This window comes from Streptomyces sp. JNUCC 63, assembly GCF_054366325.1.
The window spans coordinates 7,843,202-7,869,827 of sequence record NZ_CM135963.1 but is presented as its reverse complement, the minus strand read 5'-3'; the positions used below and the strand labels follow the sequence as shown (position 1 = coordinate 7,869,827).

At 68.9% G+C, this 26,626-nt stretch carries 24 protein-coding genes and 6 pseudogenes; 11 read left to right on the top strand and 19 right to left on the bottom strand.

Annotated features, from left to right (window positions below; translation table 11 throughout):
* Positions 1–406: 406 nt before the first annotated feature.
* Positions 407–2,530, top strand: a complete 2,124-nt coding sequence (locus tag ACX25U_RS36510) for an alkaline phosphatase family protein (protein ID WP_454386409.1) — start codon at positions 407–409, stop codon at positions 2,528–2,530.
* Positions 2,531–3,148: 618 nt separating this feature from the next.
* Here the strand turns inward: ACX25U_RS36510 and ACX25U_RS36505 are convergent.
* From ACX25U_RS36505 to ACX25U_RS36480, 6 genes are all read right to left on the bottom strand, one after another.
* Complete coding sequence (locus tag ACX25U_RS36505; RefSeq protein ID WP_454386408.1) at positions 3,149–3,901, bottom strand: SDR family NAD(P)-dependent oxidoreductase; 753 nt, start codon at positions 3,899–3,901, stop codon at positions 3,149–3,151.
* 11 nt (positions 3,902–3,912) lie between these two features.
* Positions 3,913–4,722 (bottom strand): SDR family NAD(P)-dependent oxidoreductase, encoded by an 810-nt coding sequence (locus ACX25U_RS36500; RefSeq protein WP_454386406.1) that lies wholly within the window; start codon positions 4,720–4,722, stop codon positions 3,913–3,915.
* The gene (locus tag ACX25U_RS36495) at positions 4,719–6,074 is read right to left on the bottom strand and encodes an MFS transporter (RefSeq protein WP_454386405.1); all 1,356 of its coding nucleotides are present in this window, start codon (positions 6,072–6,074) and stop codon (positions 4,719–4,721) included. Before ACX25U_RS36495 ends, ACX25U_RS36500 begins: the two co-directional genes overlap by 4 nt.
* A 2-nt stretch (positions 6,075–6,076) precedes the next feature.
* Complete coding sequence (locus tag ACX25U_RS36490) at positions 6,077–6,958, bottom strand: polysaccharide deacetylase family protein (protein WP_454386403.1); 882 nt, start codon at positions 6,956–6,958, stop codon at positions 6,077–6,079.
* 63 nt (positions 6,959–7,021) lie between these two features.
* Positions 7,022–7,414, bottom strand: coding sequence for a hypothetical protein (locus ACX25U_RS36485; RefSeq protein WP_454386401.1), 393 nt, complete (start codon positions 7,412–7,414; stop codon positions 7,022–7,024).
* 4 nt (positions 7,415–7,418) lie between these two features.
* Complete coding sequence (locus tag ACX25U_RS36480; RefSeq protein ID WP_454386399.1) at positions 7,419–8,060, bottom strand: asparaginase domain-containing protein; 642 nt, start codon at positions 8,058–8,060, stop codon at positions 7,419–7,421.
* A gap of 66 nt (positions 8,061–8,126) precedes the next feature.
* Here ACX25U_RS36480 and ACX25U_RS36475 point away from each other — a divergent pair, with 66 nt between their 5' ends.
* A complete protein-coding gene (locus tag ACX25U_RS36475; protein ID WP_454386398.1) occupies positions 8,127–9,152 on the top strand; it encodes a LacI family DNA-binding transcriptional regulator in 1,026 nt (341 codons plus the stop codon).
* A gap of 182 nt (positions 9,153–9,334) precedes the next feature.
* Here ACX25U_RS36475 and ACX25U_RS36470 read toward each other — a convergent pair whose 3' ends face one another.
* On the bottom strand, positions 9,335–9,463 hold the full coding sequence (locus tag ACX25U_RS36470) for a hypothetical protein (RefSeq protein ID WP_454386396.1): 129 nt from the start codon (positions 9,461–9,463) through the stop codon (positions 9,335–9,337).
* Between the two features lie 9 nt (positions 9,464–9,472).
* On the opposite strand from ACX25U_RS36470, the gene ACX25U_RS36465 reads away from it, so the two are divergent.
* Positions 9,473–9,760, top strand: a complete 288-nt coding sequence (locus ACX25U_RS36465; RefSeq protein ID WP_454386394.1) for a hypothetical protein — start codon at positions 9,473–9,475, stop codon at positions 9,758–9,760.
* Between the two features lie 116 nt (positions 9,761–9,876).
* Positions 9,877–10,179 (top strand): DUF6404 family protein, encoded by a 303-nt coding sequence (locus tag ACX25U_RS36460; protein ID WP_454386392.1) that lies wholly within the window; start codon positions 9,877–9,879, stop codon positions 10,177–10,179.
* 311 nt (positions 10,180–10,490) lie between these two features.
* Here the strand turns inward: ACX25U_RS36460 and ACX25U_RS36455 are convergent.
* The 4 genes and pseudogenes from ACX25U_RS36455 to ACX25U_RS36440 all read right to left on the bottom strand — a co-directional run.
* A pseudogene (locus ACX25U_RS36455) lies at positions 10,491–11,001 on the bottom strand (maleylpyruvate isomerase N-terminal domain-containing protein); the annotation flags it as partial.
* A 220-nt stretch (positions 11,002–11,221) separates the two neighbouring features.
* Positions 11,222–12,400 (bottom strand): acyltransferase family protein, encoded by a 1,179-nt coding sequence (locus tag ACX25U_RS36450; protein WP_454394664.1) that lies wholly within the window; start codon positions 12,398–12,400, stop codon positions 11,222–11,224.
* A 340-nt stretch (positions 12,401–12,740) separates the two neighbouring features.
* Positions 12,741–13,496, bottom strand: a complete 756-nt coding sequence (locus ACX25U_RS36445; protein WP_454386391.1) for a DUF2182 domain-containing protein — start codon at positions 13,494–13,496, stop codon at positions 12,741–12,743.
* Positions 13,493–14,107 (bottom strand): DUF1326 domain-containing protein, encoded by a 615-nt coding sequence (locus ACX25U_RS36440; protein WP_454386390.1) that lies wholly within the window; start codon positions 14,105–14,107, stop codon positions 13,493–13,495. The genes ACX25U_RS36445 and ACX25U_RS36440 overlap by 4 nt, the downstream gene beginning before the upstream one ends.
* A 181-nt stretch (positions 14,108–14,288) precedes the next feature.
* Between ACX25U_RS36440 and ACX25U_RS36435 the strand changes: the two are divergent.
* Positions 14,289–14,486: pseudogene (locus ACX25U_RS36435) on the top strand (DDE-type integrase/transposase/recombinase); the annotation flags it as partial.
* A gap of 77 nt (positions 14,487–14,563) precedes the next feature.
* Here ACX25U_RS36435 and ACX25U_RS36430 read toward each other — a convergent pair.
* Positions 14,564–14,932, bottom strand: a complete 369-nt coding sequence (locus tag ACX25U_RS36430; protein WP_454386389.1) for a GNAT family N-acetyltransferase — start codon at positions 14,930–14,932, stop codon at positions 14,564–14,566.
* Between the two features lie 632 nt (positions 14,933–15,564).
* On the opposite strand from ACX25U_RS36430, the gene ACX25U_RS36425 reads away from it, so the two are divergent.
* Positions 15,565–16,191 carry a transposase family protein gene (locus ACX25U_RS36425; RefSeq protein WP_454386388.1) on the top strand — a complete coding sequence of 209 codons (627 nt, stop codon included), beginning with the start codon at positions 15,565–15,567 and terminating at the stop codon, positions 16,189–16,191.
* 173 nt (positions 16,192–16,364) lie between these two features.
* On the opposite strand, the gene ACX25U_RS36420 is transcribed toward ACX25U_RS36425, so the two are convergent.
* From ACX25U_RS36420 to ACX25U_RS36410, 3 genes are all read right to left on the bottom strand, one after another.
* Positions 16,365–16,769, bottom strand: coding sequence for a nuclear transport factor 2 family protein (locus ACX25U_RS36420; protein WP_454386387.1), 405 nt, complete (start codon positions 16,767–16,769; stop codon positions 16,365–16,367).
* Positions 16,759–17,316 (bottom strand): superoxide dismutase, encoded by a 558-nt coding sequence (locus ACX25U_RS36415; protein WP_454386386.1) that lies wholly within the window; start codon positions 17,314–17,316, stop codon positions 16,759–16,761. The genes ACX25U_RS36420 and ACX25U_RS36415 overlap by 11 nt, the downstream gene beginning before the upstream one ends.
* Before the next feature lie 301 nt (positions 17,317–17,617).
* Entirely contained in the window at positions 17,618–18,016 is a 399-nt protein-coding gene (locus tag ACX25U_RS36410; RefSeq protein WP_454386385.1) for a winged helix-turn-helix transcriptional regulator, read from the bottom strand.
* A 100-nt stretch (positions 18,017–18,116) separates the two neighbouring features.
* Between ACX25U_RS36410 and ACX25U_RS36405 the strand changes: the two genes are divergently transcribed.
* A complete protein-coding gene (locus ACX25U_RS36405; protein ID WP_454386384.1) occupies positions 18,117–18,974 on the top strand; it encodes an SDR family oxidoreductase in 858 nt (285 codons plus the stop codon).
* A gap of 96 nt (positions 18,975–19,070) precedes the next feature.
* On the opposite strand, the pseudogene ACX25U_RS36400 reads toward ACX25U_RS36405, so the two are convergent.
* Positions 19,071–19,527: pseudogene (locus ACX25U_RS36400) on the bottom strand (Tn3 family transposase); the annotation flags it as partial.
* On the opposite strand from ACX25U_RS36400, the pseudogene ACX25U_RS36395 reads away from it, so the two are divergent.
* Together ACX25U_RS36395 and ACX25U_RS36390 are read left to right on the top strand one after the other, a co-directional pair.
* Positions 19,442–20,123, top strand: a pseudogene (locus tag ACX25U_RS36395) (Tn3 family transposase); the annotation flags it as partial. The pseudogenes ACX25U_RS36400 and ACX25U_RS36395 sit on opposite strands and share 86 nt — an antisense overlap.
* Positions 20,124–20,227: 104 nt before the next feature.
* A complete protein-coding gene (locus ACX25U_RS36390) occupies positions 20,228–20,902 on the top strand; it encodes a hypothetical protein (protein WP_454386383.1) in 675 nt (224 codons plus the stop codon).
* Positions 20,903–20,942: 40 nt separating this feature from the next.
* On the opposite strand, the gene ACX25U_RS36385 is transcribed toward ACX25U_RS36390, so the two are convergent.
* Together ACX25U_RS36385 and ACX25U_RS36380 are read right to left on the bottom strand one after the other, a co-directional pair.
* Positions 20,943–23,057 (bottom strand): tyrosine-type recombinase/integrase, encoded by a 2,115-nt coding sequence (locus ACX25U_RS36385; protein ID WP_454386382.1) that lies wholly within the window; start codon positions 23,055–23,057, stop codon positions 20,943–20,945.
* The gene (locus ACX25U_RS36380; RefSeq protein ID WP_454386381.1) at positions 23,054–24,217 is read right to left on the bottom strand and encodes a tyrosine-type recombinase/integrase; all 1,164 of its coding nucleotides are present in this window, start codon (positions 24,215–24,217) and stop codon (positions 23,054–23,056) included. The genes ACX25U_RS36385 and ACX25U_RS36380 overlap by 4 nt, the downstream gene beginning before the upstream one ends.
* An 81-nt stretch (positions 24,218–24,298) precedes the next feature.
* Here ACX25U_RS36380 and ACX25U_RS36375 point away from each other — a divergent pair.
* Positions 24,299–24,980: pseudogene (locus ACX25U_RS36375) on the top strand (Tn3 family transposase); the annotation flags it as partial.
* Positions 24,981–25,025: 45 nt separating this feature from the next.
* On the opposite strand, the gene ACX25U_RS36370 reads toward ACX25U_RS36375, so the two are convergent.
* Positions 25,026–26,270 (bottom strand): RNA-guided endonuclease InsQ/TnpB family protein, encoded by a 1,245-nt coding sequence (locus ACX25U_RS36370; protein WP_454386380.1) that lies wholly within the window; start codon positions 26,268–26,270, stop codon positions 25,026–25,028.
* Between the two features lie 27 nt (positions 26,271–26,297).
* On the opposite strand from ACX25U_RS36370, the pseudogene tnpA reads away from it, so the two are divergent.
* Positions 26,298–26,582: pseudogene (gene tnpA, locus ACX25U_RS36365) on the top strand (IS200/IS605 family transposase); the annotation flags it as partial.
* Between the last annotated feature and the right edge of the window lie 44 nt (positions 26,583–26,626).

The window sequence follows — 26,626 nt, the reverse complement described above, 5'->3', positions numbered from 1 at the left end:
TTTCGCTTATTCACCTGAATGCCCCATGCGGTGAGAGCGATTCGGTAAGGAGAATTCACTCAGCCCCACGCCGACGTCACACCGCCTTGCAGGGCAGGGGGAGAAGACATTGACCAGATCGAAAATGTGCACACTCGCAATCGGCGGTGCGGCTTTGGCCACTGTCGCCACCGCCGGGGCGCCCAGGGCTCCGGCCGGCGCCGCACCCGGCGGAGGTGACAGCCCGTCAGCTGTGGAAACGCGGCAGACCCCCTCGTCCATACTCGCCAACAAGACCGCCGGCCCCCGGAAAGACGGCACCGCAGTCACGCCCGTTGGATACCGGGTGACACCAGCGGGTGACCAGACGAGGCTCGGGAACCTCCCGCTGAACGCGGTTCTTCACCCCGGCGGTCGCTATCTGCTGGTGACCAACAACGGTCAGGGCGTTCAGAGCCTGCAGTTGGTCGACACTCGGACGAACAAGGTTGTCCAGACACTGTCGTATCCGTCACCGGAGTCGCTGTACATAGGCCTGGCGTGGAGTCCGGACGGCAAGACCGCCTACGCCAGTGCCGCGGCGAACTCCAAGATCCGGGTGCTGTCGTTTGCCGGTGGGCGGCTCACCGAACGCGGTCCCATCAAGCTGCCCACCAAGACCGCGGACGGCAGGGCCCTCACGCTTTTCCCGGCCGGCCTGGCTGTCACCCCGGAAGGGAAGAAACTCGTCGTCGCCGATCAGCTCGGTGACGCCGTAACAGTCGCCGACACGGTCAGTGGGCAGGTACGGACCGTTGCCGCGGGCCATCGGCCGGTGTGGGTGACGCTCAGCAAGGACGGGCGCACTGCCTACGTGTCCAACCAGGGTGCCGACACCGTCGACATCGTCGATGTGGCAGGCTCTGCTCCTCAGGTGACGGGACAGATCAAGGTAGGGCTGCATCCGAACAAGTCGGTGCTCTCCGCCTCCGGCCAAAGGCTCTATGTCGCGAACGGCGACGCCGACAGCGTCAGCGAGGTGGACCTCACGGCCAGGAGGGTGACGCGCAGCTTCTCCATGTCGCCGTCCAAGAAGGCTCTCATCGGCAGCAATCCCACCGGCCTGGCCCTGGACGGTGCGGGCAAGCGGCTGTTTGTCACCGAGTCCGGCAACAACAGCGTTTCGGTGGTCGACCTGACCCGCGGCAAGGTTCTGGGGAGGATTCCCACCGGTTGGTACCCCAGTGCGGTGATCTGGCACAACGGCCGCCTTCGGATCACGAATGCCCGGGGGCTGGGGGCGGGCCCGAACAACGGTCCTGGATACCCCAATCCCGAGCGCTCGGGCGGGACGTCACCCAGCCAGTACGTCGCGTCGATGATCATCGGCACGCTGAGCAGTGTGGACGTGCCGGACTCCGGCGAGCGACTCGACGAGTACACCCGCCGGGTGGAGCGCAACAACGCCCCGGTGACCAGGTCCGGTGGCGCAGTCGTGCCGCGCAGGCCCGGCGACAGGACTCCCGTCAAGCATGTGATCTACATAGTCAAGGAGAACCGCAGCTACGACCAGGTGCTCGGCAGCCTGGGGAAGGGCAACGGCGATCCCGGCCTCAACCTGTTCGGGGACGAGTCGGCGCCCAACACCCGCGAGTTGGCGCGGCGCTTCACCACCATCGACAACTTCTATGCCAATGGCCAGGTCAGCGCCAGCGCCTGGAACTGGGTGACCCAGTCGAACTCCAATCCCTACACCGAGCAGATGTGGCCCGCGGCGTACTCCGGCCGCAAGGGCGTGTACCCCGGCGAGCACAACGCCCCGGAGAACGCCGCCCAGGACCCCCAGAACTCCTATCTCTGGCAGCGTTTGGACAAGGCCGGTGTGAGCTTTGCGAACTTCGGCTTCTACGTGACGCGTCGGGGGAACGAGGTCCACGCCGAGGACCCGGTGCTCGACGCCCGGACCGATCACGCTTTCCAGGACGAGCTGGGCTGCCCGGACTCGGCGGGAACGTTCGCTCCCACCATGGGCAACTGCCTGACTCCACGGGTCGACCAGTGGATGAAGAGCTTCCGTGAGTACGAGGCCAAGGGCGACATGCCTACGGTGCAGTTCGTCCGGTTCCCCGGTGACCACACCTTCGGGACCACGGCCGGTCGGCCCACCCCCAAGGCCATGGTGGCCGACAACGACTACGCCCTCGGCAGGCTGGTGGACGCGGTGTCCCACTCGCAGTTCTGGAAGGACACGGTCATCCTCGTCACCGAGGACGAAGCCCAGAACGGGCCCGACCACGTCGATGCCCACCGGACGCTCGCCTTGGCGATCAGCCCGTACACCCAGACCGGAAAGGTCGACTCGACCTTCTACAGCACCGCCTCAATGGTCCGGACCGTCGGACTGTTCGCCGGAATCGGCCCCCTCACCCAGTTCGACGACTACTCCACGCCGATGAGTGCGTCCTTCACCGACAAGCCCAGCTACCGGACCTACTCGGTGATCAGGCCGACGTATCCGATGAACAGCATCAACGGCCCCGGTTTCCTGACTCGGACACCAGGGGGCAAGTAACCGACCTGACGGAGTCCTATGAGTACGTCGGGGGCCGGCGTGGTCTTGGAGGGGCTGCCGTCGAGGTAGTCGAGCAGATGGTTTCCATACTGTGCGGCATGCGGTCCGCGAAGCAGCATGCTCGGCTGGGCGGTGCCGGTATGAGGGACATGAACGCGGTGGCGGTCTGAAATGACTGAGGATGTGGGGGTGTTGGAGGGTTTGCCCGGGCAGCATGTGTGAATCTCGATGGTGAGTGGGCCGGCGTGGCGGTGGACGGTGGCCAGCGCCGACCAGACGGCGAGACGCTGGCGGTCCGTACCGGTGGGAAGGTTCACCAGGTGCTGGTCCACTGGATGGCGGCACGGGCTGCACGTCGGCATGGGAAGACGCAGATGTGGGAGCAGTCCGAGGGCAAGGGCGTCGAGGTCGGGACAGGTTCTGATCGGTCCCGTCGTCGGGGTGAGCAGGTAGCCGGCGGCGCCCCACGGTGTGACCTTGACGCGTCCGCCGGCTGTCCGGGCGGCGGCGGTTGCCCGTCGTCGTCGGTCGGCAGGGCGGTCGCCGGCGAGGAGGACCTCCCAGGGGGGACGGATCGTTCCGGTTCCGCATGCACCGCACATGTGTCTGCTTCTTCCTTCAGGGCATGACGTCGCCGCTGTTGGGGCCGAGGACCTGGCCGACGTACAGGTCGCCCGAGGGGTCGCCGGCGAGGAGAACGGCGGTCGGTGCGACCTCCGCGGGGACACCGAAGCGGCCCAGGGGAAGTTCGGCCTGCTTGGCTTTCTTCCATTCCTCGCTGATCCCGCCTACAAGTGGTGTGTCGATGGGGCCCGGGGCGATGGCGTTGACCAGGACGCCATGCGGGGCGAGTTCGCGGGCGAGGGCCTTGGTCAGGCCGATGACGCCGGCCTTGGCCGCGGAGTAGTGCACCAGGCTTTCACCGCCTTTCAGCGCGAGTTGGGAGGAGATGTTGATGATGCGGCCGGCGCCTTGCCCGACCATGATCGGTGCTGTCCAGCGGCAGCAGAGGAAGACGCTGCGCAGGTCGACGTCGATCATTTTGTCCCAGATGTCGAGTGGCATCTCGGTGAAGGGCACCTCGGTGAGCAGTCCGGCGCAGTTGACGAGGATGTCGATGCGCCCGGATTCTGCGTGTGCCGCGTCGACCATGGCGCGGGTGGCGTCCGCGTCGGTGACGTCGACCTGGTGGGCCGTGGCCTTGGCCCCCGCGGCGCGAGCTTTGTTCGCGGTCGCTTCGGCTCCGTCCAGGTTGCGGTCGGCGAGGAAGAGATGGGCTCCCTCGGCGGCGAAGGCGTCTGCGATGGCTGCGCCGATCCCGCCGGCGGCCCCGGTGATCACGGCGGTGCGTTGGTGGAGTGAGTGATTCATCGTGCCTTCTTTCAGCTGGGCCGGCGGACGGTGAGCCCACCGTCGACGACGAGTTGCTGCCCTGTGATGTAGGCGGCATCGTCGCCGGCCAGGAACCGGACGGCGCGTGCGGCCTCATCGGCTGTGCCCACTCGTCCGGCGGGGATCAGCCGGCCGGCGTCGGCCAGGCCCTGGGGACCGAGTGAGTTGACGGGGTCGAGCGACTGGGGGCTTTCGATGAGGCCGGGGATGACGCAGTTGACGCGGATGTGACGGGGGGCGAGTTCCACTGCCAGTGAGCGGCACAGCCCCAGCACACCGGACTTCGCGGCGGCGTGGTGGGCGTGGTCTTCCCAGCCGTAGACACCGCCGGCGATCGAGGAGACGGCCACCATCGCTCCCGGACCCGTCATCACGCGCGCCGCGGAGCGGAAGGTGCGCAGCACGCCGGTGAGGTCGACGGAGAGCATGTCCTCCCACGCCTGGTCGCTGAGCTCGGTGAGCGGAGCGCGGCGCAGGATCCCGGCCCCTGCGACGGCGATGTCGAGACGGCCGTAGTGGTCCACGGCTGCCTGCGCCAGAGCGTTGGTCTGGTGCGGGTCACGCACGTCGACGTCGACCGCTATGGCCTGCCCTCCGACGGCCTCGACCTCGTTGACGGCCTTGCGTACGTCGTGCGGGTCTTTGGGGTAGTGGCCGAGCACGCTCAGGGTGCCGGCGCGGGCGAAGGCCACTGCCAGGGCCTTGCCGATGCCGCTGGCGCCTCCGGTGATGACGGCGACCTTGCCCGCCAGGCCGTCGTCCCGGGTCGGGGTGGCGGAATCGTGCCGGGGTGCGGTCATGCGACAGCGCCTTCTTCTGCGGTGTGGTGGACCACTGCGATGTGGTGGTCCTGGTCGACGCGGCGGGTGCCGAGCATGACCAGGCCGGAGGCGAGCATGAAGACGGAACCGGCAATCAGGGCTGCCACGACCATGGATGTCCCGAGTCCGAGCAGGACGCTCAGCACCGCGGAGCCCACGATCGCGCCGACGGGGCCCATCGTGTGCGCGACGTTGGGTCCGAGGCCGCGTACCTGGGCAGGGAAGGACTCGCCCATGTAGAACAGCAGTGCCGCGTAGGGGCCGGTGAGGAAGAACAGCGACAGCGCGCACAGGGGGATCACGAAGGTGCTGGTCGAGGGGCCCAGCAGCATGACGCCGGTGAGGACGGCGCCGATGGTCCAGCCGGCGATGATGGTGGTGCGGCGGCCGATGCGGTCACCGATGAAGCCGTGGAACAGGTAGCCGGCGAAGCCGACGGCGTTGGCCAGTACCAGGACGAGCAGCGCGTTGTTGAAGGAGACGTGCTTGCCCTGGGTGAGGACGGTGGTGCCGAGCACGGAGAACACCTGGATGGCCATCCAGTTGAACAGCCACGCCAGCGACAGGCAGACGGTGTGGCGTCGCAGCCCCGGAGCGAAGACGTCCCGCAGGGTGGCCTTGGCCTCGCCGGACACCGTCAGGCCGCCCCGCTGGGCGAGGCCGTCGGCTTCGGTGGCATGGCCGTTCGACCGGAGCCGGCGGACCTCGGTGGGAGCCGCGAACGCCGGGGACTCGGGCAGCCTGGTGGCCGCCAGCGCGACCAGGACGGAGGGGATGACGGCGATGACGAAGGACCAGCGCCATCCGACGGCAGGCAGCAGCACGGCGGTCAGTCCGGCCGAGACCAGGGCGCCGACGGGCCATCCGCTCTGCACGAAGCTGTACATGAAGCCACGGCGGCGGGCCTTGCCGTACATCTCGTTGAGGTAGACGGTGTTGACCAGTTCCTCGGAGTATCCGAAGCCGGAGAAGGCGCGGATGAGGACCAGCGTGACGGCCCCGGCCGCCAGGCCGGTGAAGCCCGAGCTGAGGGCGGCCCCGATGATGGCGATGACCAGGGCGCGCTTGCGGCCCACTCGGTCCAGCAGCGGTCCGACGCTCAGTGCGACGACGAAAGTGCCGACCGTCACCCAGGTGGCCACGGTGGTGGCCTTTGCGGGGGACCAGCCGAAACTGTCGGCGATCTTGGGCAGGAGCGTACCGAAGAGGGTGTAGTCGTAGACGGAGAACACCCAGGCCAGGAAGCACACGGCGGACACACGCAGCAGGGTGCGCGGGGTCACGGCGCATTCCCAGGCCGGGACGTCCCGGGCAGGCAGGGCGTGGGTCATGGTCAGGCCTTTCGGGGGGTGCGCTTGGCGAAGTCGGTGGCGATCGCGTCGAAGGTGGTCCACTGGACGCCCTCGTGGGAATTGATGTGCTCGATCAGTCGCTCGAGGGCCATGAGCACCTGAGGCCTGCCGGACACGTCCGGGTGGACGGTCATGGTGAACGCGGCGTAGTCCATCTCGCGGTGGACCCAGTCGAACTGGTCGCGCCACATGGTTTCGATGTCGCGGGGGCTGACGAAGCCGTGGCTGTTGGGGCTGGCCTTGATGAACATCATCGGAGGCAGGTCGTCCAGGTACCAGTTGGCCGGGATCTCGATGAGGTCGGTCTCCCGGCCGCACCGGAGCGGCTTCATCCACGACTCGGCCGGCGCGTTGTAATCGATCTTGGTCCAGGTGTCGCCGACGCGCACGTGGTACGGCTCGAAGTCCCGGTGCATCAGCGAGTGGTCGTACTTGATCCCCCGCTCCAGCAGCAGCTCGTTGGTGACCGGGCCGAACTCCCACCAGGGCGCCACGTACCCGGTGGGGCGCCGGCCGGTCCGGGACTCGATCAGGCTGATGCAGTGGTCCAGGACCGTCGACTCCTGCTCACGGCTCATCGCGATCGGGTTCTCGTGCGAGTAACCGTGCACGCCGATCTCGTGGCCGGCCGCGACACAGGCGTCGAACTGCTCGAGGAAGGTCTCGATCGAGTGCCCCGGCCAGAAGAACGTCTGGGTGAGGCCGAAGCGGCGGAAGAGTTCCAGCAGACGAGGAACGCCGACCTCCCCGGCGAACAGGCCGCGGGAGATGTCGTCGGGAGAGTCCTCTCCGCCGTAGGAGCCGAGCCAGCCGGCCACCGCGTCGACGTCCACACCGAAGGACACGAAGATCTCTTTACTCATGATGCTCCTTGCTCTGACGCACCGGCGCCCCACGGCGCCGGGTCACATGTGAGGTCAGGCCGCTCAGACTTCGTCGGGTGACGGCTGTCCGAGCCACTGCGACACGACCGATCCGGGGTCCTCCGGCTTGTGGGTGAGGGCCACGGACAGCAGCAGCCGGGCCTGCCACGGGCTGAGGTCACCGGCGAAGACCGCACCGGCGCGGTCCAGGTCCGCACCGCCACCGGCGGTGTACAGCGGGGTGACCGGTCCGCTGACCGCCCGGCTGCACACCAGGACCGGAACGCCCCGGGCCACCAGCCGCTCCACGGTCCGGACCACTGCGGAGCAGGCGTTGCCCGCTCCCAGCGCCTGCAGCACCACGCCACGGGCACCGGCGGCGACCGCGGCGTCCAGCAGCGCTCCGTCGCACCCGGCACAGGCGGCCACGACGTCGACCCGTGGCAGCTCGTCCACGGCATCAGGATCGAAAGCGGGCGGCCATGGCTGCGCTCCCAGCGGCAGGACACCGTCCGGGGCCACCCGCAGACACGGGCCGCGCCCGGGCGAGCCGAACGCACCGGAGGCCAAGGTCTCCACCTTGCGCACTCCCCGCGCCTGCCAGGCAAGGCCGTCGAAGACCAGCAGCGGACCGAGCCCCCCGGGCATGCGTACTGGCCGCCACCGCGAAAGCCGCGGCGAGATTGGCCGGGCCGTCCGGTGCAGGGCTGTCGAAAGGACGCTGCGCACCGGTGAGGACCACCGGCCGCCGGTCGCCGTGGAAGAGGTCGAGCAGGAACGCGGACTCCTCCATCGTGTCGGTGCCGTGCGTGATGACCACGGCGTCGGCTCCCCCGGCCAGCGCGTCACGGATCCGCTTGGCGAGGGCGAGAAGGTCGGCCAGCGAGAAGGCGTAACTGCCCCGGGTCGTGAAGTCGTCGACCTCCATGTCCAGCGCGCCGAGCCCGCTCTGTGCCAGGAGTTCCGCGCCGGTGGCACCTGCCAGCAGACCGTGGGGCGAGCGGCGACTGGCGATGGTGCCGCCGGTTGCGATCAGACGAAAACGTGGCACAGGAGTCCTCCGGAGCTGGAAACCGGACCGCAAACGTTTGCGCGACGCCAAGAGGTTTTGTTGACATATGCCCGAATTAGGACTCGGGTGCCAGTGCCATGAGGTACAAACAGGTATGTGACCTCCGATGTCCCGTCGCCCCGCGACGAACCCGTCACCCTGGCCGCCATCGCCGCGCGCGCGGGGGTGCACCTCTCGACCGTCTCGCGGGCACTCACCCCGGGGGCGAACGGCGTCAGCCCCGCCACGGCGAAGCGCATCCGCGCACTCGCCGCGGAGCTCGGCTATCAGCGCGATCCCGCCGCCACCGCCCTGCGCACCGGCCGCAGCAGCGTCTTCGGCGTACTGGTCCCCCGCCTGACCGACTTCGTCCTGGCGCGCATCTACGAGGGCCTCGATGCGGCCGCCGCCCAGCACGGCTACAACACTTTCGTCGCCAACACCACCGACGACCCGGCCCTACGGCGTGAACGCCTCGAAGAGCTACTGGCACGGCGGGTAGCCGGCATCGTCCTGGGGGACGCACGGCTCGACGGCGACGACCTGGTGAAAACCCTCGCCCGCAGGAACATCCCCTACGTCCTCGTCTCGCGGCGCCTGACAGGACACCTGTCCGTCACCACCGACGATCTTCTCGGCGGGCGGCTGGTCGCCGAGCACCTCCTCCAGCTCGGTCACCACTGCGTGGGAGTCGCCGCCGGGGAGCCCTATGCGAGCACCGGAGTGGAGCGCACAACCGGTTTCGTCCGCCGCTACGCCGAAGCCGGCTTCCCCCTCCCCACGAAGTACGTCCTCCCCTCCCGCTTCGACACCGCAGGCGGCCACGCCGCAGGCGCGGCACTGCTCAGCCTCGACCCGCGCCCCACGGCCATCTTCGCGGTCAACGACACCGCCGCCATCGGCGTCATCGGAGCACTGCGGGAGCACGGACTGCGACCCGGCAGCGACGTGGCCGTCGCCGGATACAACGACATCCCCGTCGCCGCAGACATGCCCGTGCCCCTCACCACGATCCACTCACCGATGTTCGAGATGGGTGAGCAGGCCATGGGCCTGCTCATCGACCGCCTGCACGGACGACACGTCCGCTCGAAACGACTGCGCCCCCACCTGATCGCCCGCGATTCGACGCTCAACGACTGACATCCTCGCCCGCTCAGGGGCCGTCTTCGGTTGTGATCGACCGGCTTGCAGGAGGCTGCCGATCCAGATCCGCAACCCCGGCGAATGCTTCGTACGGACCTTGCCGCGACGCCGGGCAAGCGGGGCCACGCAGACCCGGCGCCGCCTGGCCAAGCTGCGCGCTGGGGGCCTGGTCGACCGCATCACCGTGCCTCGGGCTGGCGGCCGAGGGTGCGGTTCCCCACCTCGTACGGCGTGCAGATCGCCTCTGAGTGACCGAAGCTGCGGGGACGGCGGCCGATCGCGCTGCCGCGCGGCTGCGGGTCGGGCACGCGTTGACGGTGACCGAGACCGCGCTCGCCTTTGTCCAGGACGCGCGGCGCCGCGGCAAGCTGTGCCGACCGCCGGACTGGATTCCCGAGCTCTACCACCCCGTTGGGAGCGGTGAAGCTGTCGTCCCCGACACCTTGTTGTTCTACCGACGCGGCAGCCAAGACGGCGAGGGGGCGATGCTGCGGGCGTTCGTCGAGGCCGACCGAGCCACCATGGGGCCCCGAGCGCCTGGCTTTGTTCACGGGTTCAAGCGGCAGCGTTTGTCTGCCTGCTTGGGCGGACGCTGGCGATCCTGAGGCTCGTGGAGTGCACGAGAAATGACGTCAGTGCCTGACCTTGGTGGCTGACAGGCCGTTACCCGGCCATGAGTCCTCGACGCGGGCCAGCCGATCGGCTGCCCTATCCTTCTGCCGTGGCGAACTGGCGGCGGTCTCTGGGTGATGCGTTCTGGGCTCTGGACCGGGCCTTGGGTGGGCAGCGGCATCCGACTCGGATCCAGAAATGGGTGGCCCGACACCCGATCGGCACCGGTCTTTGCATGGCTGTGCCCTTCACGCTCTTCTTCTTGGTGCTGTCGCGTGAGGAAGAACCCGACGATCCCCTGTTCGCTGTGTTCTTCGGGCTGCTCATGGGGCTTGTTTTCGGTCTCACGGCCGCCTCGGAGCGGCTCCGGCAGCGCCGACTCAAGCGTCTGGGCATATGGGACGGATCATGAGAGGGCCGGAAACTGAAGGGATGGCTTGCAGTGCCCGGCCCCGGCTGGTGGGATGTGCGTGGGTCAGCCGGTCTTGGCGGGTTCTTCGGCCCGGGCCCGGGTGTGCTGGTGAGCCGGTAGGCGTCGGTGCCGGTCTCGTTGATGGTGCCGTTGAATGTTCTCGACAGGGTCTACGGGAACCGCCCCGGCGGTGAGTTCGGGTACCGCTGTTACTCCGTCCGTGGAGGCCGTGGACACCTACGCAGGACATCTGGGCGGGTTCATGATCGGCGATGGCATGGGAACCACCCCTGCCGAGTGATCCCAAGCCGTCATCCGAGGACAAGTGGGAGTTTCGCGGCCGGCTCGTCCAGTTCGGACTTCTCCGCGTCGGTCGGGGCGCCGTCCAGTGCCGACCAGCAACGCGTCTTTGTCGGAGAACGACGCGGGGAACGCGGTGCCGGCGATCTTCTCCAGCATCTCGCGTGACCGGGCAAGCCCCTCCGCTGGTGGTTCCACCACGTCCGGTAGGTGCGCGGCCAGGTCGAAGTGGTGCGGCGTCCATTCCAGGACATACGCGGAGAGGTGGTCGCCTGCGGTGAGGACTTCTCCGCGGGTGCTGACCCGCAGGCCCGGGTCGGTACGTTCGGCGGCGCGACCGGCTGCGGAGCCGACGTCGTCGAAGTGGAACTTCAGCAGCCGCGGCTCCTCCTGCGCAGCGGCCAGCCGGACGATCAGCGCGTCAAGCGGGTCGTCACCGGTCGGCGGTGTTCCCGCGACGTTCCAGTAGGTGACCGTGTCACGGATCGGTTCCGTTTCGGCGGGGGTCACTGGGGTGATCAGGCTCTTGTGCCTCCGCCATACGGCACAGTGAGCTGTCGGCGGCACCCGCTGGGAAAGCCTGTGTGACGGGCGACGAGATCATGAGGAATGCCACGACAGCTGGGACGGCCAGGCGGTCCTGCCAAGTACGCACGACGTCATCCCTGCGGTTTGCCCGATGGTCGCGGCCGCCGTCGGCACATCCCCGGAGCCGTGGGCCGCCGCGTGGTGTCACTCCCGGTCAGCCCGCCTGCGCTGCATTCCGCATCCGGGCGAACGAGGTGTCCAGCCCCCTCTTCAGCACCCCTGCCAGGGGCCGCTCCACGCGACGGTGGACCAGATGGCTCAGCACCAGGAAGCCGACGATCACCGAGACGACCAGCAGCCGGGCGTCCATCGTATCCCGCAGGCGGTTGATCAACGTCGTACCGGCCGCGTAGTGCATCAGGTAGAGCGGGTAGGTCAGGCTCCCGGCCGTGACCAGCCACTTCCAGCGGATACGGTCGGTCAGACCGAGCGCGATGGCGATCATGACCAGCAGGAACACGGTGTAGATCAACACGGCGCCCCGCCAGCCGGAGACGTGCTCGACCTCGTCGATGCGCTGCCCCAGCTCCCGCTGGCCCATGAGCCACGACATGGCGAGGATGCCCCACAGCAGCATGTCCTGGCCGAAGCGGTGCATGAGGTAGAGCGCGAGGCCGGCGATGAAGTACCAGGCGGCGTCGGGGCCGGCGGCCAGCTCCAGCAGGGGGAACTTCGCCACCGGCGTGAGCATCGCGGCGGCGCCCCACACGCAGCAGAAGACGACGACCTTGCGATACGTCAGGCCGGTGACCACCACGAGCAGGAAGAGCAGATAGAAGCGGAGCTCCGCCCACAGGGTCCAGTACACGCCGTCGACATTCGGCACGCCCGAGCCGGACTGCAGCATCGTGAAGTTGAGCAGAATTTCGCGCGGCCGCAGGCGCTCCCAGACGCCCGGCAGGGCCACCAGCACGGCCGTCGTGAACACGATCGCGAACCAGTACGCCGGGTAGAGCCGGATCACACGCGAGACGAAGAACTGGCGGGGAGTGCGGCCCCAGCACGACATGCAGATCACGAAGCCGCTGATCACGAAGAAGATCTCGACGCCGATCCACCCGTACGTCGCGAAGTGGAACACCGTCGGCATGATCTCGGAGACCGGGCGGTCCCATATCAGGTTGCCCGGCTGATCGACCCGACGCGTGCCCGCGTAATGGTGCACGGCGACCATCAGGGCGGCGATCAGGCGGATGGCGTCGATGGCGTACAAGCGGGGGCGGGCTCGTCCAAAGGTGGCGGACTTGCCCAGCCGGGCGGGCCGTGGCAGCCGGCCGGTCCCGGCCACGCTCCCTCGCACGGGTATGGACAATGCGCTCCGCGCGTCACGCATCGGCACCTGACCCTCCTCACGCAGGAATCGCGGCTCGACGATCACGGACGCCTCACGTTACGGCTCCACCGGCGGCCCCCTCCGCAAAAGAGCACAGCGGCAAGCCGAAGTTGCACGACCCTCACCGAGCCGACCCGAGGGGTTCTCCCAAATTTCAGGCCGCCTCCATCGGACCCCACCAAGTTCCGTGCCCGTAGGCGCCGGTGCGGGGGCGCGCCCCGCCGAACCCGCCCCCGCGCGGAGGCGACCCCTTCCCGTGAGGGGCCGGACACCGCCGCCGTCCACCGCCTCGCCCTCACCGGCCGGACACCCCGGCGGCCGCAAGCACGACGGCCCGTCCTCACATCCCGGCCATACCGCCACCGGTGAGGCCCGGAGCCAGCGCCGGGGCCCAGAAGACGGCGACGGCCAGGGCGATCGAGGCGACACCCACGGCACGGGCCACCAGGCGGCCGGCCGGAGCGAGCTTCTCGGCGGTGATCACGGCGGCCAGGACCACCATGGCCCACAGGTTCATCAGACCGAACACCGCCAGCAGCACCATGAGAGACCAGCAGCAGCCCAGGCAGAAGGCCCCGTGGTGGGCTCCGGCACGCAGATCGCGTGAGGGCCCCGGGTACGAGGCGTAGCGCAGCATCAGCCCGATCGGCGAGCGGCATCTCGCCAGGCAGCGGTCTTTGAGGGGCGTGAGCTGGTAGACGCCGCTGACCGCGAACACGGCCGCGGCCACTGCGGTCCCCGTAGCGGCGGGGAGGCTCGCCACCCGGCCCAGGCCGGCGGCCAGCGCGTACGCCGGCAGCCCGGCCGCGGCCCAGACGAGCAGGTAGGCAACCGTGAAAACGACCATGCGCGGCGCCCGGTGCACGGTGATGGTGCGTGCGTACAGCGCGGCGACGGACGCCGTGGCGGGCAGCATCATCGCGGCCATCATCAGCGTCCACACGGCCAGGAAAGCGGGCAGGCCCAAGCCCATGGTGCCGGGCATCGCCTGCACGCCGCCCCAGCGTGTCACCACCCAGACCCAGGCGGCGGCCGCGACCAGCAGCAGCCCGGCGGGGCGCGCCCTGCGGCGGCCGGTGACCGGCCCACCGGTCACGCGGACCACGTGAAGGGCGCTGAGTGTCCGTTGCCGCCGGTGAAGTCCCAGGACCGGCCGTACACGCCGTCGCCCGTGGCCCGGGTGGACCGGGCGATCGTCAGCGTGCTGTTCACCGGGTGATACATGCCGGTCAGGCCCATCACCGGACCGTCCTCGCCGAACTGCGGAGCGACCTGGTCCTCGATCTCGATGTCGATGGCGTCGCCCACCCGCGCGGTGTGGCGACGGCCGTCGTCGCGGTAGTCGATGGGAACGCGCTCCACACCGAGGACCTCGCCGATGAGCGGAGTGAGCGCCGCCATCGGCCCGCCGGCCTGGCCGGAGAAGACCTTCCCCAGCGCCTCCGCCTGGCTGTCGTCGGCCGAAGCGTCGACGTACAGCGCCACCTGCCAGCCGCCCTCGGCCATCATCCGGGGCCCGTCGATGAAGACGGCGACGCTGCGGTCGGAGACGTCCACGCCGTCCACGTTCCCGCTGTCCACGTGGAACGCGAAGGTCACCTGGCAGCGCTCGTGGTCGGCCGGTGCGGCGAAGCCCGAGGTGGTGCAGGGGCACACCACGTCGCAGTTGCAGCTCTCCAGGTACGTGCCGTTCAGATCCCAGGGCATGGCTCTTCCTCCCTGTTTACCGTTCCCTCGGCGAAGGAAATGCCTCGGGAGGGTCCGCCCCGTCCCGGTGCCGGTCTTCTTCAGGCTATTCCCGACGAGCCCCGTCGCGCAGATCCGCTGCCGGCGCGACTCACCGTCCCACTGATCCGAAACTCCATCGGTTCTGTTCGAGGATGTAGCGGACCTGGTCGACCGCGACTTCACCGCCTCACGGCCGGATCAGCCGTGGGTGGCGGACATGACCTATGCGCGCACCTGGACGGGCTGGGTGTACGTCGCGTTCGTCCTGGACGTGTACTCGAGGATGATCGTCGGTTGACAGGTCGCGAACCACATGCGGACCGAACTTCCCCTGGACGCACTGGAGGCGGCGCTGTGGCCTACTTCCAGGTGCCCACCAGCTTCTTCGTCATGTGACCACTGGAGGGCAAATCCGTCCGGGCTTCCCGTACGAGCTCACCGAGCGGGGAAGGGAAGCCGCAGAACGATCTCGCCGTCGTCGATCTCCCCGGTGGGCTCGAACCCGAACTTTTGGTAGAAAGGCCACGGTTCGCCGTCGCCGGGCTCGTAGCTGGTCAGCAGCTCGGTGGCGCCGTCCGCGCGAACCAGGGCGGCGATCTGCGTGAGCGCCTCTCGGCCGATCCCTCGCCTCTGGTACCGCTTGTCGACGAGGAGGCGCCAGAGGAAGTGCCGCCCTTTGAAAGGACCGGCCGGCGGTTTCCACGACAGCATCACGAAGCCGACTGGCTCGTCGCCGCGGTACACGGCGCGGTACCAGGGATTGGCCTCCGGCGTCTTTGCCGCCTCCTTGAGCGACTTGGACACGGAGGCGACGAACTGCTTTTGGTCACGTCGGACGCGGAGGGCACGAACGGCATCCCGGTTGTCGTCGGTGATCTCCCGTAGGTGCACGCCTGGGGACCTCATGCCACACCCCTTCCTGCATCCGGCAACTGCGCCATCCGGGCCGACGCGAAAGCCGCCACCGGGCGGCATTCCCTTGCGTATAAGCGTTGTCAAGGACGCCGGGTTGGGCGCCTTCGCAGCGTATTCGACACAGGCGATCCGGAGCGGGACTGGCACGCCGGGCTGTGACCGCGTCCGAGGCAGCTCCTACTGATCTTCAAAGCATGGTGTCGGCGGAGGTGACGGTCCGTGATCCCTGCGGTATGCCGACTGCATGAGGTATGCGCAAGAAGGCCGCCTGACCGACGAACGGTGGGCCTCCGCGAGAAGCTGACGGTCAAGACCGGCAAGGACGCAGGCAGGTCCCCGTCCGTCGCCTCCCTCCACCGAGCGCTCACCGAGACCGAGGAAGCCGACGCACTGACGTTTTCTCAGCGAAATGATCTACGCGAAGAGGTGTGAACCATCCCCTGCGTGAGTAGGCCGGACGGGCTGCACCCGGCCGCGGACAGACGTAAAACGCCTGGTAGGACAGGCCTCACCACAAGATCATGTCCGTAACCACCAGAGGCTTCACGCTGGTCACCCATGTTGCCGCGCTCGACGTCCCGCGCCACGTCGTGGACCACCTCTCGCGTCTGCCGGCCTCGCACCGGTGGCAGATCGGCACCCCGCGCGGCAGCCGGGCGCTCGGCCCGTTCCGCCAGGCCGTGCTGGTCCTGCGCTGGTTCCGCGAGCGGGGCTGCGTGCACTGCCTGGTCCGCGACGCCGGCGCCTCCCGGGCCACCGGCTACCGCTACCTGCACGAGGGCATCGACGTTTTCGCCGAGCAGGCCCCGGACCTGCACGAGATCCTGGACCACTGCCGACGCGAGGGCATGACCCACGTGATCCTCGACGGCACGCTCATCGAAACGGACCGTCTCGCCGGCGTCCGCGACAACGGCAACGACCTGTGGTTCCGCCAGAAGCACAAGGTGTTCGGCGGGAACGTGCAGTTCCTGGCCGCCCCGGACGGCACCCCGCTGTGGGTCTCCGACGCCGAACCCGGCTCCACCCCCGACATCACCGCCGCCCGCATCCACGCCCTGCCCGCCCTGGCCGACAAGGGATACATCGGCGCCGGGATCGGCAACATCGCCCGCGCTACCTTCGTCCCCAACAGAATCTGGAAGTGATCATCGCTGGGAAAACGTCGATAAGAGCCAGAACGTCACTACGCCCTCCCTTGACCTCGCGCTTTCACGAAGCGGGGTGTCCGGTGGGTGATCAGGTAAGCGGAAGATGCCTCTGACCGGCAAGAACGAGGATTCTCGAGGTTCTTGTCCCCGCTCCAGGCTGACGCGGGCGGTCAGGCCCTGGCGATATCCCTGCCCGGCATCGGCTCCGCGAGTGCTGTCCGCCATTCAGGCGCGCCGAAGGCGTCCGCGAAGTACTGCGTCTCGTGCACCACATGCCCGTGGGCGAATTCCATGATGCTCACCGAGTGGGTGGGCACCCCGTCGTACGTGATGACGCACTCGCTCACCCACAGATCTCCGCTGCCGACGATCCGGTGGACGGTGAAGTGCCGACTGGCAGGGTGCCCGCCACGTTGCGCCGAAATCGTCGCGCGGCCCCGGAAGCGTTCACCTGACTGGGGGTAGTCGAGGATGGCGTCCGCAGCGTAGATGGCGTGCTCGGCTTCGGTATCCCCACGTTCCGATGCCCGCCAGTGTTCCTCGAGTGCGGCCCTGGTCCGGATATCAGGATCCATCGCATTGTCCCTTCTGCACATGGCCGGAGCGATCCGGGGACCTGGGAACGTTTGATGGGCAACAATGACAGCGTAGCGGGACGCTGCCCTGGCCGACGTTGCCGTGGTGGTCGTAGACCTGCTCCACGATCAGGCGGCGCCCGGGCGGCTCCCAGGCCGGCACGCCCCAGCCGGAACCCTGGACGCTGGTGGTGGCGACGGTGAGCTGCTTCTTGAACCCTTCGAAGCCGCCGAGGTGTTCGTCGACGGCGCCGGCCAGTGCGCCGTCGGGGCGGTCGCCGCCGTCGGGAGAGAGGTTCTGCCAGAAGATCGAGTGCAGGACATGACCGGAGAGGTTGGAGGCGAAGGTCTTCTCCAGCCCGACCAGGCCGGTCGGAGTGATCTGGTCCTTGTCGCGGGCCTCGGCGATCTGTTCCAGGGTGTCGTTGGCGCCCTTGACGTAGGCGGCATGGTGCTTGGCGTGGTGCAGCTCCAGGATCTCCGGCGTGATGGCCTGAACAAGAGCGGAGTAGTCGTACGGCAGGTCCGGAAGCGCGTAGGCGCCCATCAGGCACAGCCCCTTTCCAGGTGGTGATCGTCGGGAGCCGGCCTGCCCTTATTGCGAATTGCTTGCAACAACTACTTGAATGCATCAACATGGCATGGCGGGGTTGGCCTGTCAGCTTTCGGCAGTGCGGCACCATGAACGGTGCGTCCTTCCCGAGAGGTGATCGTCTTCTCGCCCGGCGCCCGCCGGTCCCGGCCGACCCCGCCTCCGCGCCGCAGGGAGCTGACACAGAGTGACGATTGACCGGCGCCATCGGCGAATACGCGACCGGTGAACATGCGAGCCCACCAGTCGAGGCCGGTCAGCGACGGCGCGCGTCGTAGTCGGCGCGGGCCCGGAGGATCTCGGGGGCGCTCTTCTCCGCCCACCGCACGAAGCCGGTCACGAGGTCGGCGGCCTCCTCCCCCAGGGGCGTGAGGGTGTACTCCACGCGTGGCGGTACCACGGGATAGGCCGTGCGGTGCACGAATCCCTCGCGCTCGAGGGTCTGCAGGGTCTGCGCGAGCATCTTCTCGCTCACCCCTTCGACGGTGCGGCGCAGTTCGCTGAACCGCAGAACGCGCCCGCGCAGCGCCGCCAGGATCAGCACCCCCCACCGGCTGGTGATCCGGTCGAGGACGGAGCGGGAGGGACAGTGGGCGGAGAAGACGCTGAACTCGCGTGGCGTGGGGAGGTCGGCGGCCTGGGGATCGGCGGTCATTCCCCTAGCTTACTTTTTAGTGTGTACTCCCGGAATGGTGTGTGCGTTCTTAAGGTGCGTATCAGCGAGTGATCGAACCGCCCTTTACGGAGTAAGAGTCATGAGTCTTGTCGTCACCGGCGCCACCGGACACCTCGGCCGCCTCGTCATCGCCGCCCTGCTCGACCGGGTCCCCGCCGACGACATCACCGCCGTGGTCCGCGACCCGGGCAAGGCCGCCGGCCTGGCCGCTCAGGGCATCGCCCTGCGGGTGGCCGACTACGACCGCCCCGAGACGCTCGCCACGGCATTCCAGGCCGGCGACACGGTGCTGCTCATCTCGGCCAACGAGGTCGGCAGGCGCCTGCCCCAGCACACCGCGGTCATCGAAGCCGCCCGGGCCGCCGGCGTCGCTCGCCTCGTCTACACGGGCATCCTCGGCGGACCGCAGGCCGACTTCCGCCTCGCCGAGGAACACAAGGCCACCGAGCAGCTCATCGTGGACAGCGGCCTCAACCACACCTTCCTCAGGAACGGCTGGTACACCGAGAACTACACCGAGCAGGTGCCGGTCCAGCTGGAGCACGGCGTCGCGGGATCGGCCGGCGACGGCCGCGTCGGCGCCGCGCCCCGCGCCGACTACGCCGAGGCCGCCGCCGTCGTCCTGACCACCGAGGGCCACGACAACAGGACCTACGAACTCAGCGGCGACCACGCCTTCACGCTCGCCGAGTACGCGGCCGAACTCGCGCGCCGGTCCGGGCGTCCCGTGACCTACCACGACCTGCCCGCCGAGCAGTTCCTGCAGGTGCTCACCGGCGCCGGGGTACCGGCTCCCTTCGCCGAGATCCTCGTCGACGTCGACGTCAACGCCATCCGCCCGGGACTGCTCGCCGGCGGCAGCGGGGACCTCGCACGCCTGCTCGGCCGGCCCACGGTCCCGCTCGCCGACTCCGTCACGGCTGCCCTGAAGGATTGACAACCCACCAGCCGCGCCGTCTGCCGGGCACGTCGCGCCCGGCAGACGGCCCCTCCCGCCGCCGCCCGGAAGGCCGCACCAGGCCGGACGAACCGGGCGGTCCTCCACGCCGTCCCGGTACGCCTGGTGGACAGTGCCCTTCTTGCCGTGGCAGATGTCCCGGGCCGGCTTGTGGCGGGGCTCCCGGAGGCTGAGCCGACGCCCCGTCTGGCGACGGTAGGTGCCGTCGACCGGGTCGACCACGCGCAGCAGGTGGAAAGTCTTGGCGATCCACCCGTACTCGGCGAACGCCTGCCCCGGCGGGGTCGGGCGGCCGTCGCGGCCGAACATCCGCAGCAGGTCATAGGCGCGGGCCTGGTGGGTGACCGGGGAGCCGATCACCCGCAGCATGTCCGGCCAGTGCGTGACCGCCGGGTTTCAGGTTGGCCCGGTTGCGGGCCAGGACCTCCAGCGGCCCGTACGTGCCCGTCTCCACCCCGGGCATCTCCGGCTTCACCCCGCCGTCCAGGTTCAGCAGCGCGTCCAGGCTGTGCAGGGAGTTACCCAGGGTTCCGGCGAACTCCCAGATCGTGGTCGACGACGGCGGCCGCCTGCACTTCGCCGCCCTGGAGCCGGAGCCCGAACCGGCCTCCCCGCGCCGGCTGCGGGAGGCGGTGGAGGCGCTGCTGGAGGTGCTCTCCTGGACCGGCACCGACCAGGCGTTCACCTCGGTCACCGGTGGCGAGGCCCGGCTCGAGGACCCGCACGTGGCGGTCGCCGCGCTGCTGGTGGCACATGGGTGCCATGTCGGCTGCACGCCCGTCGTCGGGGCCGCCGACGCGCTGAAGTACGGCCGTCTGTCCCACGTCGACCAGACGTATCTGCGGCCGGCAACGTGCCGCGCAGGCGTGGGGCGGTGGGCAGGTGGTCTCGGTGGACGGTATGCGGTTCGTCGTCCCCCTCCCCGGCGTGTGCGCCAGGCCCAATCCCCGGTTCTTCGGAAGGCGGGGCGGGGCAACTGGGCTGAACATGATCAACGATCAGGCGGCCGGGCCGGGCGGGAAGGTGGTGGCGACGCCCCGCGACTCGCTGTACGTGCTGGACGTCCTCCATGACCACGACGGCGGCAGCCGCCCCGAGATGGTCGTCACCGACACCGCGAGCCACAGCGTTATGTGGACAGTTCAAGTTGATCATCCTTCGGCGTGTTGTGAGGGTGCGGCGACTGTGGGGCCGGTGCGGCGGGTGTCAGTGGGCTTCGCTTGGATGGCTCCGTGTCGGTGCATGAAGTGATCAAGCAGCTGCCCGCCATCGCGACGGTCCGCGATCGGTCCAGGGCCCTGGCGATGTTGGATGCCGTTCTGAGCCCTGAGTGGGAGTGGAGGTACTACTCCTTCGATTCCGGCTGGTCGCCGGGCGAGGAGATGGCCTCGATAAGGGACGGCGCCGGCAACGACTACGCCATCGTGTTCTCCGCTGCTGGGGTGTATGCCCAGGCGTGCGACCACGAGTCGCCGATGTCTCCGTATCGCGTTTCGCCTCCGGCCCCCTGGCCTGGGCTCTTCGACTCGGTCCCTGACGTCTTTCGTCCCTATGTGGATGAGCCCGCCTTCGCCGACCACAACGGACTGCCCCGAGCGACCGTCTGCTTCTGGCGCGAGAGCTCCGACAGCCAGTGGAGGTGTGGCGAAGTCGTTGTGCCGGCCGAGGACATGGACGACGCCGACGGTGCTGAGTGGCTGTTCGATGTGCTCATCGCGGGCAGTGCCGATGCCTACCGGGAGTTCGCCGAGGAGGTCTACGAGGTCACGCTGGACCTTGATGCGGTCCAGGCGGTTTTTGATCTCAAGCCGCTGACCCAGGAGATCGTCTCGGTGTTGAACCCGGAAGTGACACTTGGCGATCTGGCCAAGGACATCGCCCAGATCGGTTACCCGACGACCGCATGAGCGCTGGCGGCCGGCGTGACGCGGCTGGCCCTGTCGGGCTTCATTCGGGCGGGCCAAGGCGGGATTCCTCCGGGGCGTCGGTGGCATCGTCGAGGGGCTGGCCGAGGTCGGTCAGCAGCTTCTCGATGCGGTCGGCGGTGCATCGGTGGCGTTCGACCTCGCGGTCCCAGCCGTGGTTGGCGGCGTCGGTGGCGAGGGCGTGCTCGACCTTGCGCCGTGCTCGCAGCCGCGGCGCGTAGGCGGGTGTGGTGACGAACTTCGCGCAGGTCAGGTAGAGGTCGCACTCGCAAGGGCCCTCGGCGGGCAGCCGCAGGCAGTGGCCGAGTTCGAGTTCGGTCTTGAAGAAGTTCGTCTTCAGCCAGTCGACGGCCTCCTCGGCCAGGGCTCCGGACTTCAGCTCCGCGGCAGCCGGGCCGGCGATGTTGGCGCCGGGTTCGAGGACGGCCTTGTAGTCGCGTAGCACCTCCTGGTCGCTGATCTGCGCGTAGACCAGGGCCATGGAGACGCTGGAGTGCCCGAGGACCTTCATGATCGTGTGGAGTTTGGCGCCGCGCTCGGCGAGCTGGGTGCCGACCGTGTGCCGGAAGCGGTGGGCGGTGACGGTGCCGCGACCGGTGCCTCCGCGTCCGCCGGGGCGGACCAGACCGACGGCCTTGCAGACGGCCTGGATCGGGGTCTCGAACAGGTAGTACGTCGACAGCAGCTTGCCGTGCTGCACGAACAGGTAGCGCACCGGCTGTCCGGTCAGCTCGTCGGTGAAGGGCCGTTCCCTGCCCTGTCGCCGCAGGTCGATGACCTTCTGCAGGGCGTCCGCCGCGTCCTGGTGGAGGGGGACGACGCGTTCCTTGTAGGTCTTGCGGGCGGGCAGTCGCAGGCGGGCGGTGCCGTCCGGGTAGCGGTCCAGGCAGTCGAGGGGCAGGCGGCGGATCTCGTCCCGGCGGGCGCCGGACCAGCGGGCGACCAGCAGGGCGGCTCGCTGGAAGGGGCAGCCGATCTGCTCGATGGCCGGCATCAGCCGGTCGAGCTCGTCGTCCGGGATGAAGCGGGGCACCTTGAGCGGCGACTTCGGCGAGTCGCCGGGGCCGATGAGGCTGTGGCCGGGGACGTCGTCCCATTGCCAGGCCGCGGTGTCCCGGAAGAACTGGCCCAGCCCGGAGGCCCGTTGGATGCGGGAGATCGCGCCCAGCGGTTTGCCGGTCCGCTCGGTGGGTTCCTCGGCGATGTGCTGGAGCCAGGCCAGGCAGTGATCCCGGGTCACGTCGGCCCAGGAGACGACGTCGGGGTGGTGCTCGCCGAGCCAGTCGCCGAAGCGGCGGATCGCCAGCTCCAGCTTGTCCACCGTCACCGGCCGGTCGGTCAGCCGACGGGCGGCCAGCCACTTCTCGGCGACGGCCTGCATTCGCGGCGGCAGCACCAGCGGCGGCTTCCAGCCCGGCATGAGCTTGCGGGGCTGCGTGGTCACCTGGCCGCGGTGGAAGAGCACGACCTGCAGCTGGTGCAGATGGGTGATCCACTGCTTGGACGCCCCGTCGCGGTAACGCCCCGGAGAGGGATAGAAGTACCGAAGATCCTCGCGCTCGCTGAAACGCCGGACGGAGTCGAGTGCCTCCGCGATGTGCTCCTCGCCGATCAGGGACGCGTCGAAGAGCCCGGTGTGCAGGGTGATCCTGCTGACGGTCCAGTTCATCGCCTGCCGCGCGGAGTTGCGGTTGAAGCCCAGCGCGGCGGCTTCCTCGATGAGAGCGCCCGTGCCCAGGTCGATGCCCATCGCAGCGGCCGGGTCCACGACGCGTAGCTGACCGGCGCCGAGCATCCAGGCGTAGTCGAAGACGGTATAGCCACGGAAGGCAAGGAACAGCAGGTAGGGGCGGGCGCGGAAGGACACCGGGTGGGAGGGCCGGGTGTGCGGTTCTCCGGGTAGGCGGCCAACCCGCTCCACCAGTGGCGCGGCGTACCAGTCGCTCAGCTTCGGGTAGCGGTGGACGAACTCGTGGTAGTAGCGCAGTTTGTCGTTGCGGTAGGAGGGATGGATGTCCTGGGAGCGGACGTAGTCGATGTACTCGGCTCGCGGGCAGTGCCGCCCGATCCGGGGTCGGCCTCGTTGCGCTGGGATGGCGGCGGCAAGAGCCGCGGCGGAGACGTGTCCGGCCCTCACCGGGCGTCCCCCGCCGCGCCGGCCCGGCCGCCCAGGGCGCGGTTGTACTCGTCCACCACGGCCGGATCCGACACCCGCGTGTAGATCCGAGTCGACTCCGGAGTCGCGTGACCGAGTCGCTTCTGCAGCGTCAGCTCCCGCATTCCGCCCTCCCACATGCGGGTGGCGTGAGTGTGCCGCAGTGCGTGCGGGGTCACCCATGGCTGGCGGATGCCGGCCCGGGTGCAGGCGCGGGCGAACATCCGCACCAGACCGTCGTAGCCGAGCGCCTCCAGCCGCCGAGCCCCGCGGCCGCCGATGAGGAACACCAGAGGCGTCTCGGCGTCGGTGGGCCGCTCGGTCATCACGTAGGTGCTGACGGCGGCCAGGGCCTCGGGCTCGTGCAGGTCCACCATGCGCTCGTAGCGCGACTTCGACCGGGCGCCCTTGGGGTGATCGTCGCGGTGGCGGACCACCACCCGGCGACGTCCGTAGGCGATGTCCTCCAGGTGGAGCCCGAGGGCCTCACCGGGTCGCAGGCCGCCTTGGAGCATCAGCAGCACCAAGGCCCGGTCGCGCACCGACCGCAGCTCGGCGAGCAGTGCCTCGACCTGCGCGTCGTCCAGCGGCCGGGGCAGGGCTTGGACGGTCTTGACCCGCACCGCGCGCCGGACGGGCCGCTGACGGCTGGCCCGGCCCATGAACGGGCGGTGCCGCTCGGAGACCCGCTGCAGGGCGGGGTCCGACCGCTTCTCGATCGGGTTGGCGCGGTCCAGCAGCCCAGCGAGGATGGCGTACTCGTAGAACGAGGACACCGCCGCCAAAATCCGGTTCACCGTGGTCGCCGCGAGCCTCGTGCCCGGCCCGTTCGCATCGACCGTCGCGACGGTGAGCGTCATCCGCTGCCGCGGCCGGCGCGACGGCACCGACCGCAGGTACTCCAGCAGCGGGATCGCGTGCGGCGGGGCGAACACATCCCATGTCAGGCCGTGCTCGCCGAAGAACCGCCACAGGTGACGGAGGTCGTAGGCGTAGGACACGAGCGTGTTGGGCGAGCAGTTCCGGGCGGCGAGGAACCGCAGGAAGCCCGAGACCACGTCGATCGGCTCGCCCGCGTCGTCGAGCAGCTCGACCAGGTGCGAGCCGTCCTCGCGCCGCTGGTGCAGGACCCGCACAGCCACCTCCACAACCGCCCCGTCCGAGAGGCCACTTGGCCGTCCCTCCGGGCTAACGGGGCGTGAGGTGTCCAGGTAACAACATACATCGTCTTCGGCCTGCTCACCCTGACCGGGTTCGCGTACGCGCCGCAGCCGGCCGACCTGCCGGACCAGAAAATGCGGCGCATCGACCGCACCGCCGACTACGGTGCCTTCCGGGATGCCGCCTGCGGCGGGTCGCCCGTGCCCGGATCGAACGGCACCGGGAGGACATCCTGCGGATCATCGGCTCCATCCACACCGGCCCGTGCGCGTATACGACGTCATCCGCATGCTCTCCCGGGACGGCCGCGCGACGCCGCTGGGCGACGCGATCGCCCACCAGGGGCGGATCGCCAGGACCCTGCGCGTCCTGCGCCTCGCCGACGAGCCCGGCTACCGCGGGCAGATCAAGGCGCAGGCCAACCTCCAGGAGGACCGCCACTCCCCGGCCCGGGAGATCTCCCACGGCGAGAACGGGCAGCTCCACCAGCGCTACCAGGACTGCGTGGAGGACCGGATCGGCGCCCTCGGCCTGGTCCTCGACGCCCTCGTGTTCTTCAACACCCGGTACATGGACGCCGCGGTCAACCAGCTACGCGTGGACGGCTTCGACGTCCGCGACGAGGACATCGCCCGCCTCTCCCCGTTCGTGCGGCATCACATCAACGTGCTCGGGCGTTACTCGTTCCAACTCCCGGATTCTCCCAGAGGGTTACGCCCGCTTCGGGACCCGGACAGCGCCGACGGGCGGCAGGCGCGCGTTCGTGCGGGTGTTGACGTGCTCCCTGGCCTAAAGTCCAGGGATTCCGGCCCGGGTCGTCTGACCCTTCCGGGGGCTTCCTGCTTCAACGCGCTGTGCGGGCACGTGTGCCCGTCTTACCGGCACTCCACAGGCGTTTAGCGTCTCCACCCGTCCGGCGGCGACGATTCGGCGTCCTTCGAACAGGACGTTGCGGGCTGCGTTGTGGTCGCGGTCGTGCACGGTGCCACACTCGCCACACGTCCACTCCCTGACGTGCAGAGGCTTGGGACCGTCCCTGAAGCCGCAGGCCGAACAGACCTGAGAGGACGGGAAGGTCCGGCCCACCTTGGCGAAGGTGCGGCCGTGCTTGACCGCCTTGTACTGAAGCATGCCGACGAACGCGGACCATCCCGCGTCGTGCACGGACTTGGCGAGCCGGGTGCGACCGAGGCCGGACACCGCGAGGTCTTCCACGTACACCGCTTGGTTATCGCGGATGATCTGTGTGGAAGCCTTGTGGTGCCAGTCCCGGCGCCGGTTGGCCACCTTGGCGTGCTGGCGTGCGACCTTGATGCGGGCCCTGGCCCGGTTCTTCGATCCCTTGGTTTTGCGGGACAGGCCCCGCTGGAGGCGCTTGAGTTTCTTCTCGGCCCGGCGCAGGAAGCGGGGGCTGTCGATCTTGTGGCCGTCGGACAGGACGGCGAAGGCGGACAGGCCGAGGTCGATACCGGCTTCCGTCTCCGCCTCGGGGAGGATGTCCGGCTCGGTGTCCACGACGAAGCTGAGGAAGTACCGGCCGGCGCTGTCTTTGGTGACGGTCAGGGACGTGGGCGCGGCCGGCAGCCGGCGGGACCACTTGACCTTGAGGTTGCCGACCTTGGCCACATACACCGTGCCGTCGTCCTGGAGGGAGAAGGCGTTGGTGTTGAGGCGGATCGACTGCCGGGTGTCCTTCTTCGATTTGTAGCGGGGAGGGCCGACCTTGCGGCCCTGTCGCTTGCCCTTGATCGAGTCGAAGAAGTTCTTGTAGGCGGTGTCCAGGTCCCGCAGGGACTGCTGCAGGACGACCGCTGACACATCGGCGAGCCAGGCCCGTTCCTCGGTGCGCCTGGCCTGGGTGATGCGCAGCCGGGACAACTCCGCCGACTTCACGTACGGCAGTCCCGCCGCGTGCGCTTCCTTGCGGTCGCGCAGGCAGTCGTTCCACACCACGCGGGCGCATCCGAACGCCTGGGCCAGCGCACGGCGCTGGGAGGCGTCCGGGTAGGTCCGGTAGTTGTAGCGGAGCTGCACACCCAAGACTTTACTACGATTGGTCTCATGGATGGACAGAACGACTACAGGCGTGGCAGACACGTTGTTTCGGCGATGCATGTGCACTTGGTCTTCGTGACGAAGTACCGGCGCGGGGTGTTCAACGACGAGATGCTGACACGCTGCGAAGAGATCATGCGGAAGGTGTGCGAGGACTTCGAGGCGGAACTGAAGGAGTTCAACGGCGAACGCGATCACGTCCACCTCCTGGTGCACTACCCGCCCAAGGTCGCCGTCTCGAAGCTGGTCAACAGTCTCAAGGGTGTCTCCGCTCGCCGGATACGGCAGGAGTTCACCGGCCAGATCAATGAGTAATTGTCAAGACTTGTGGGTGA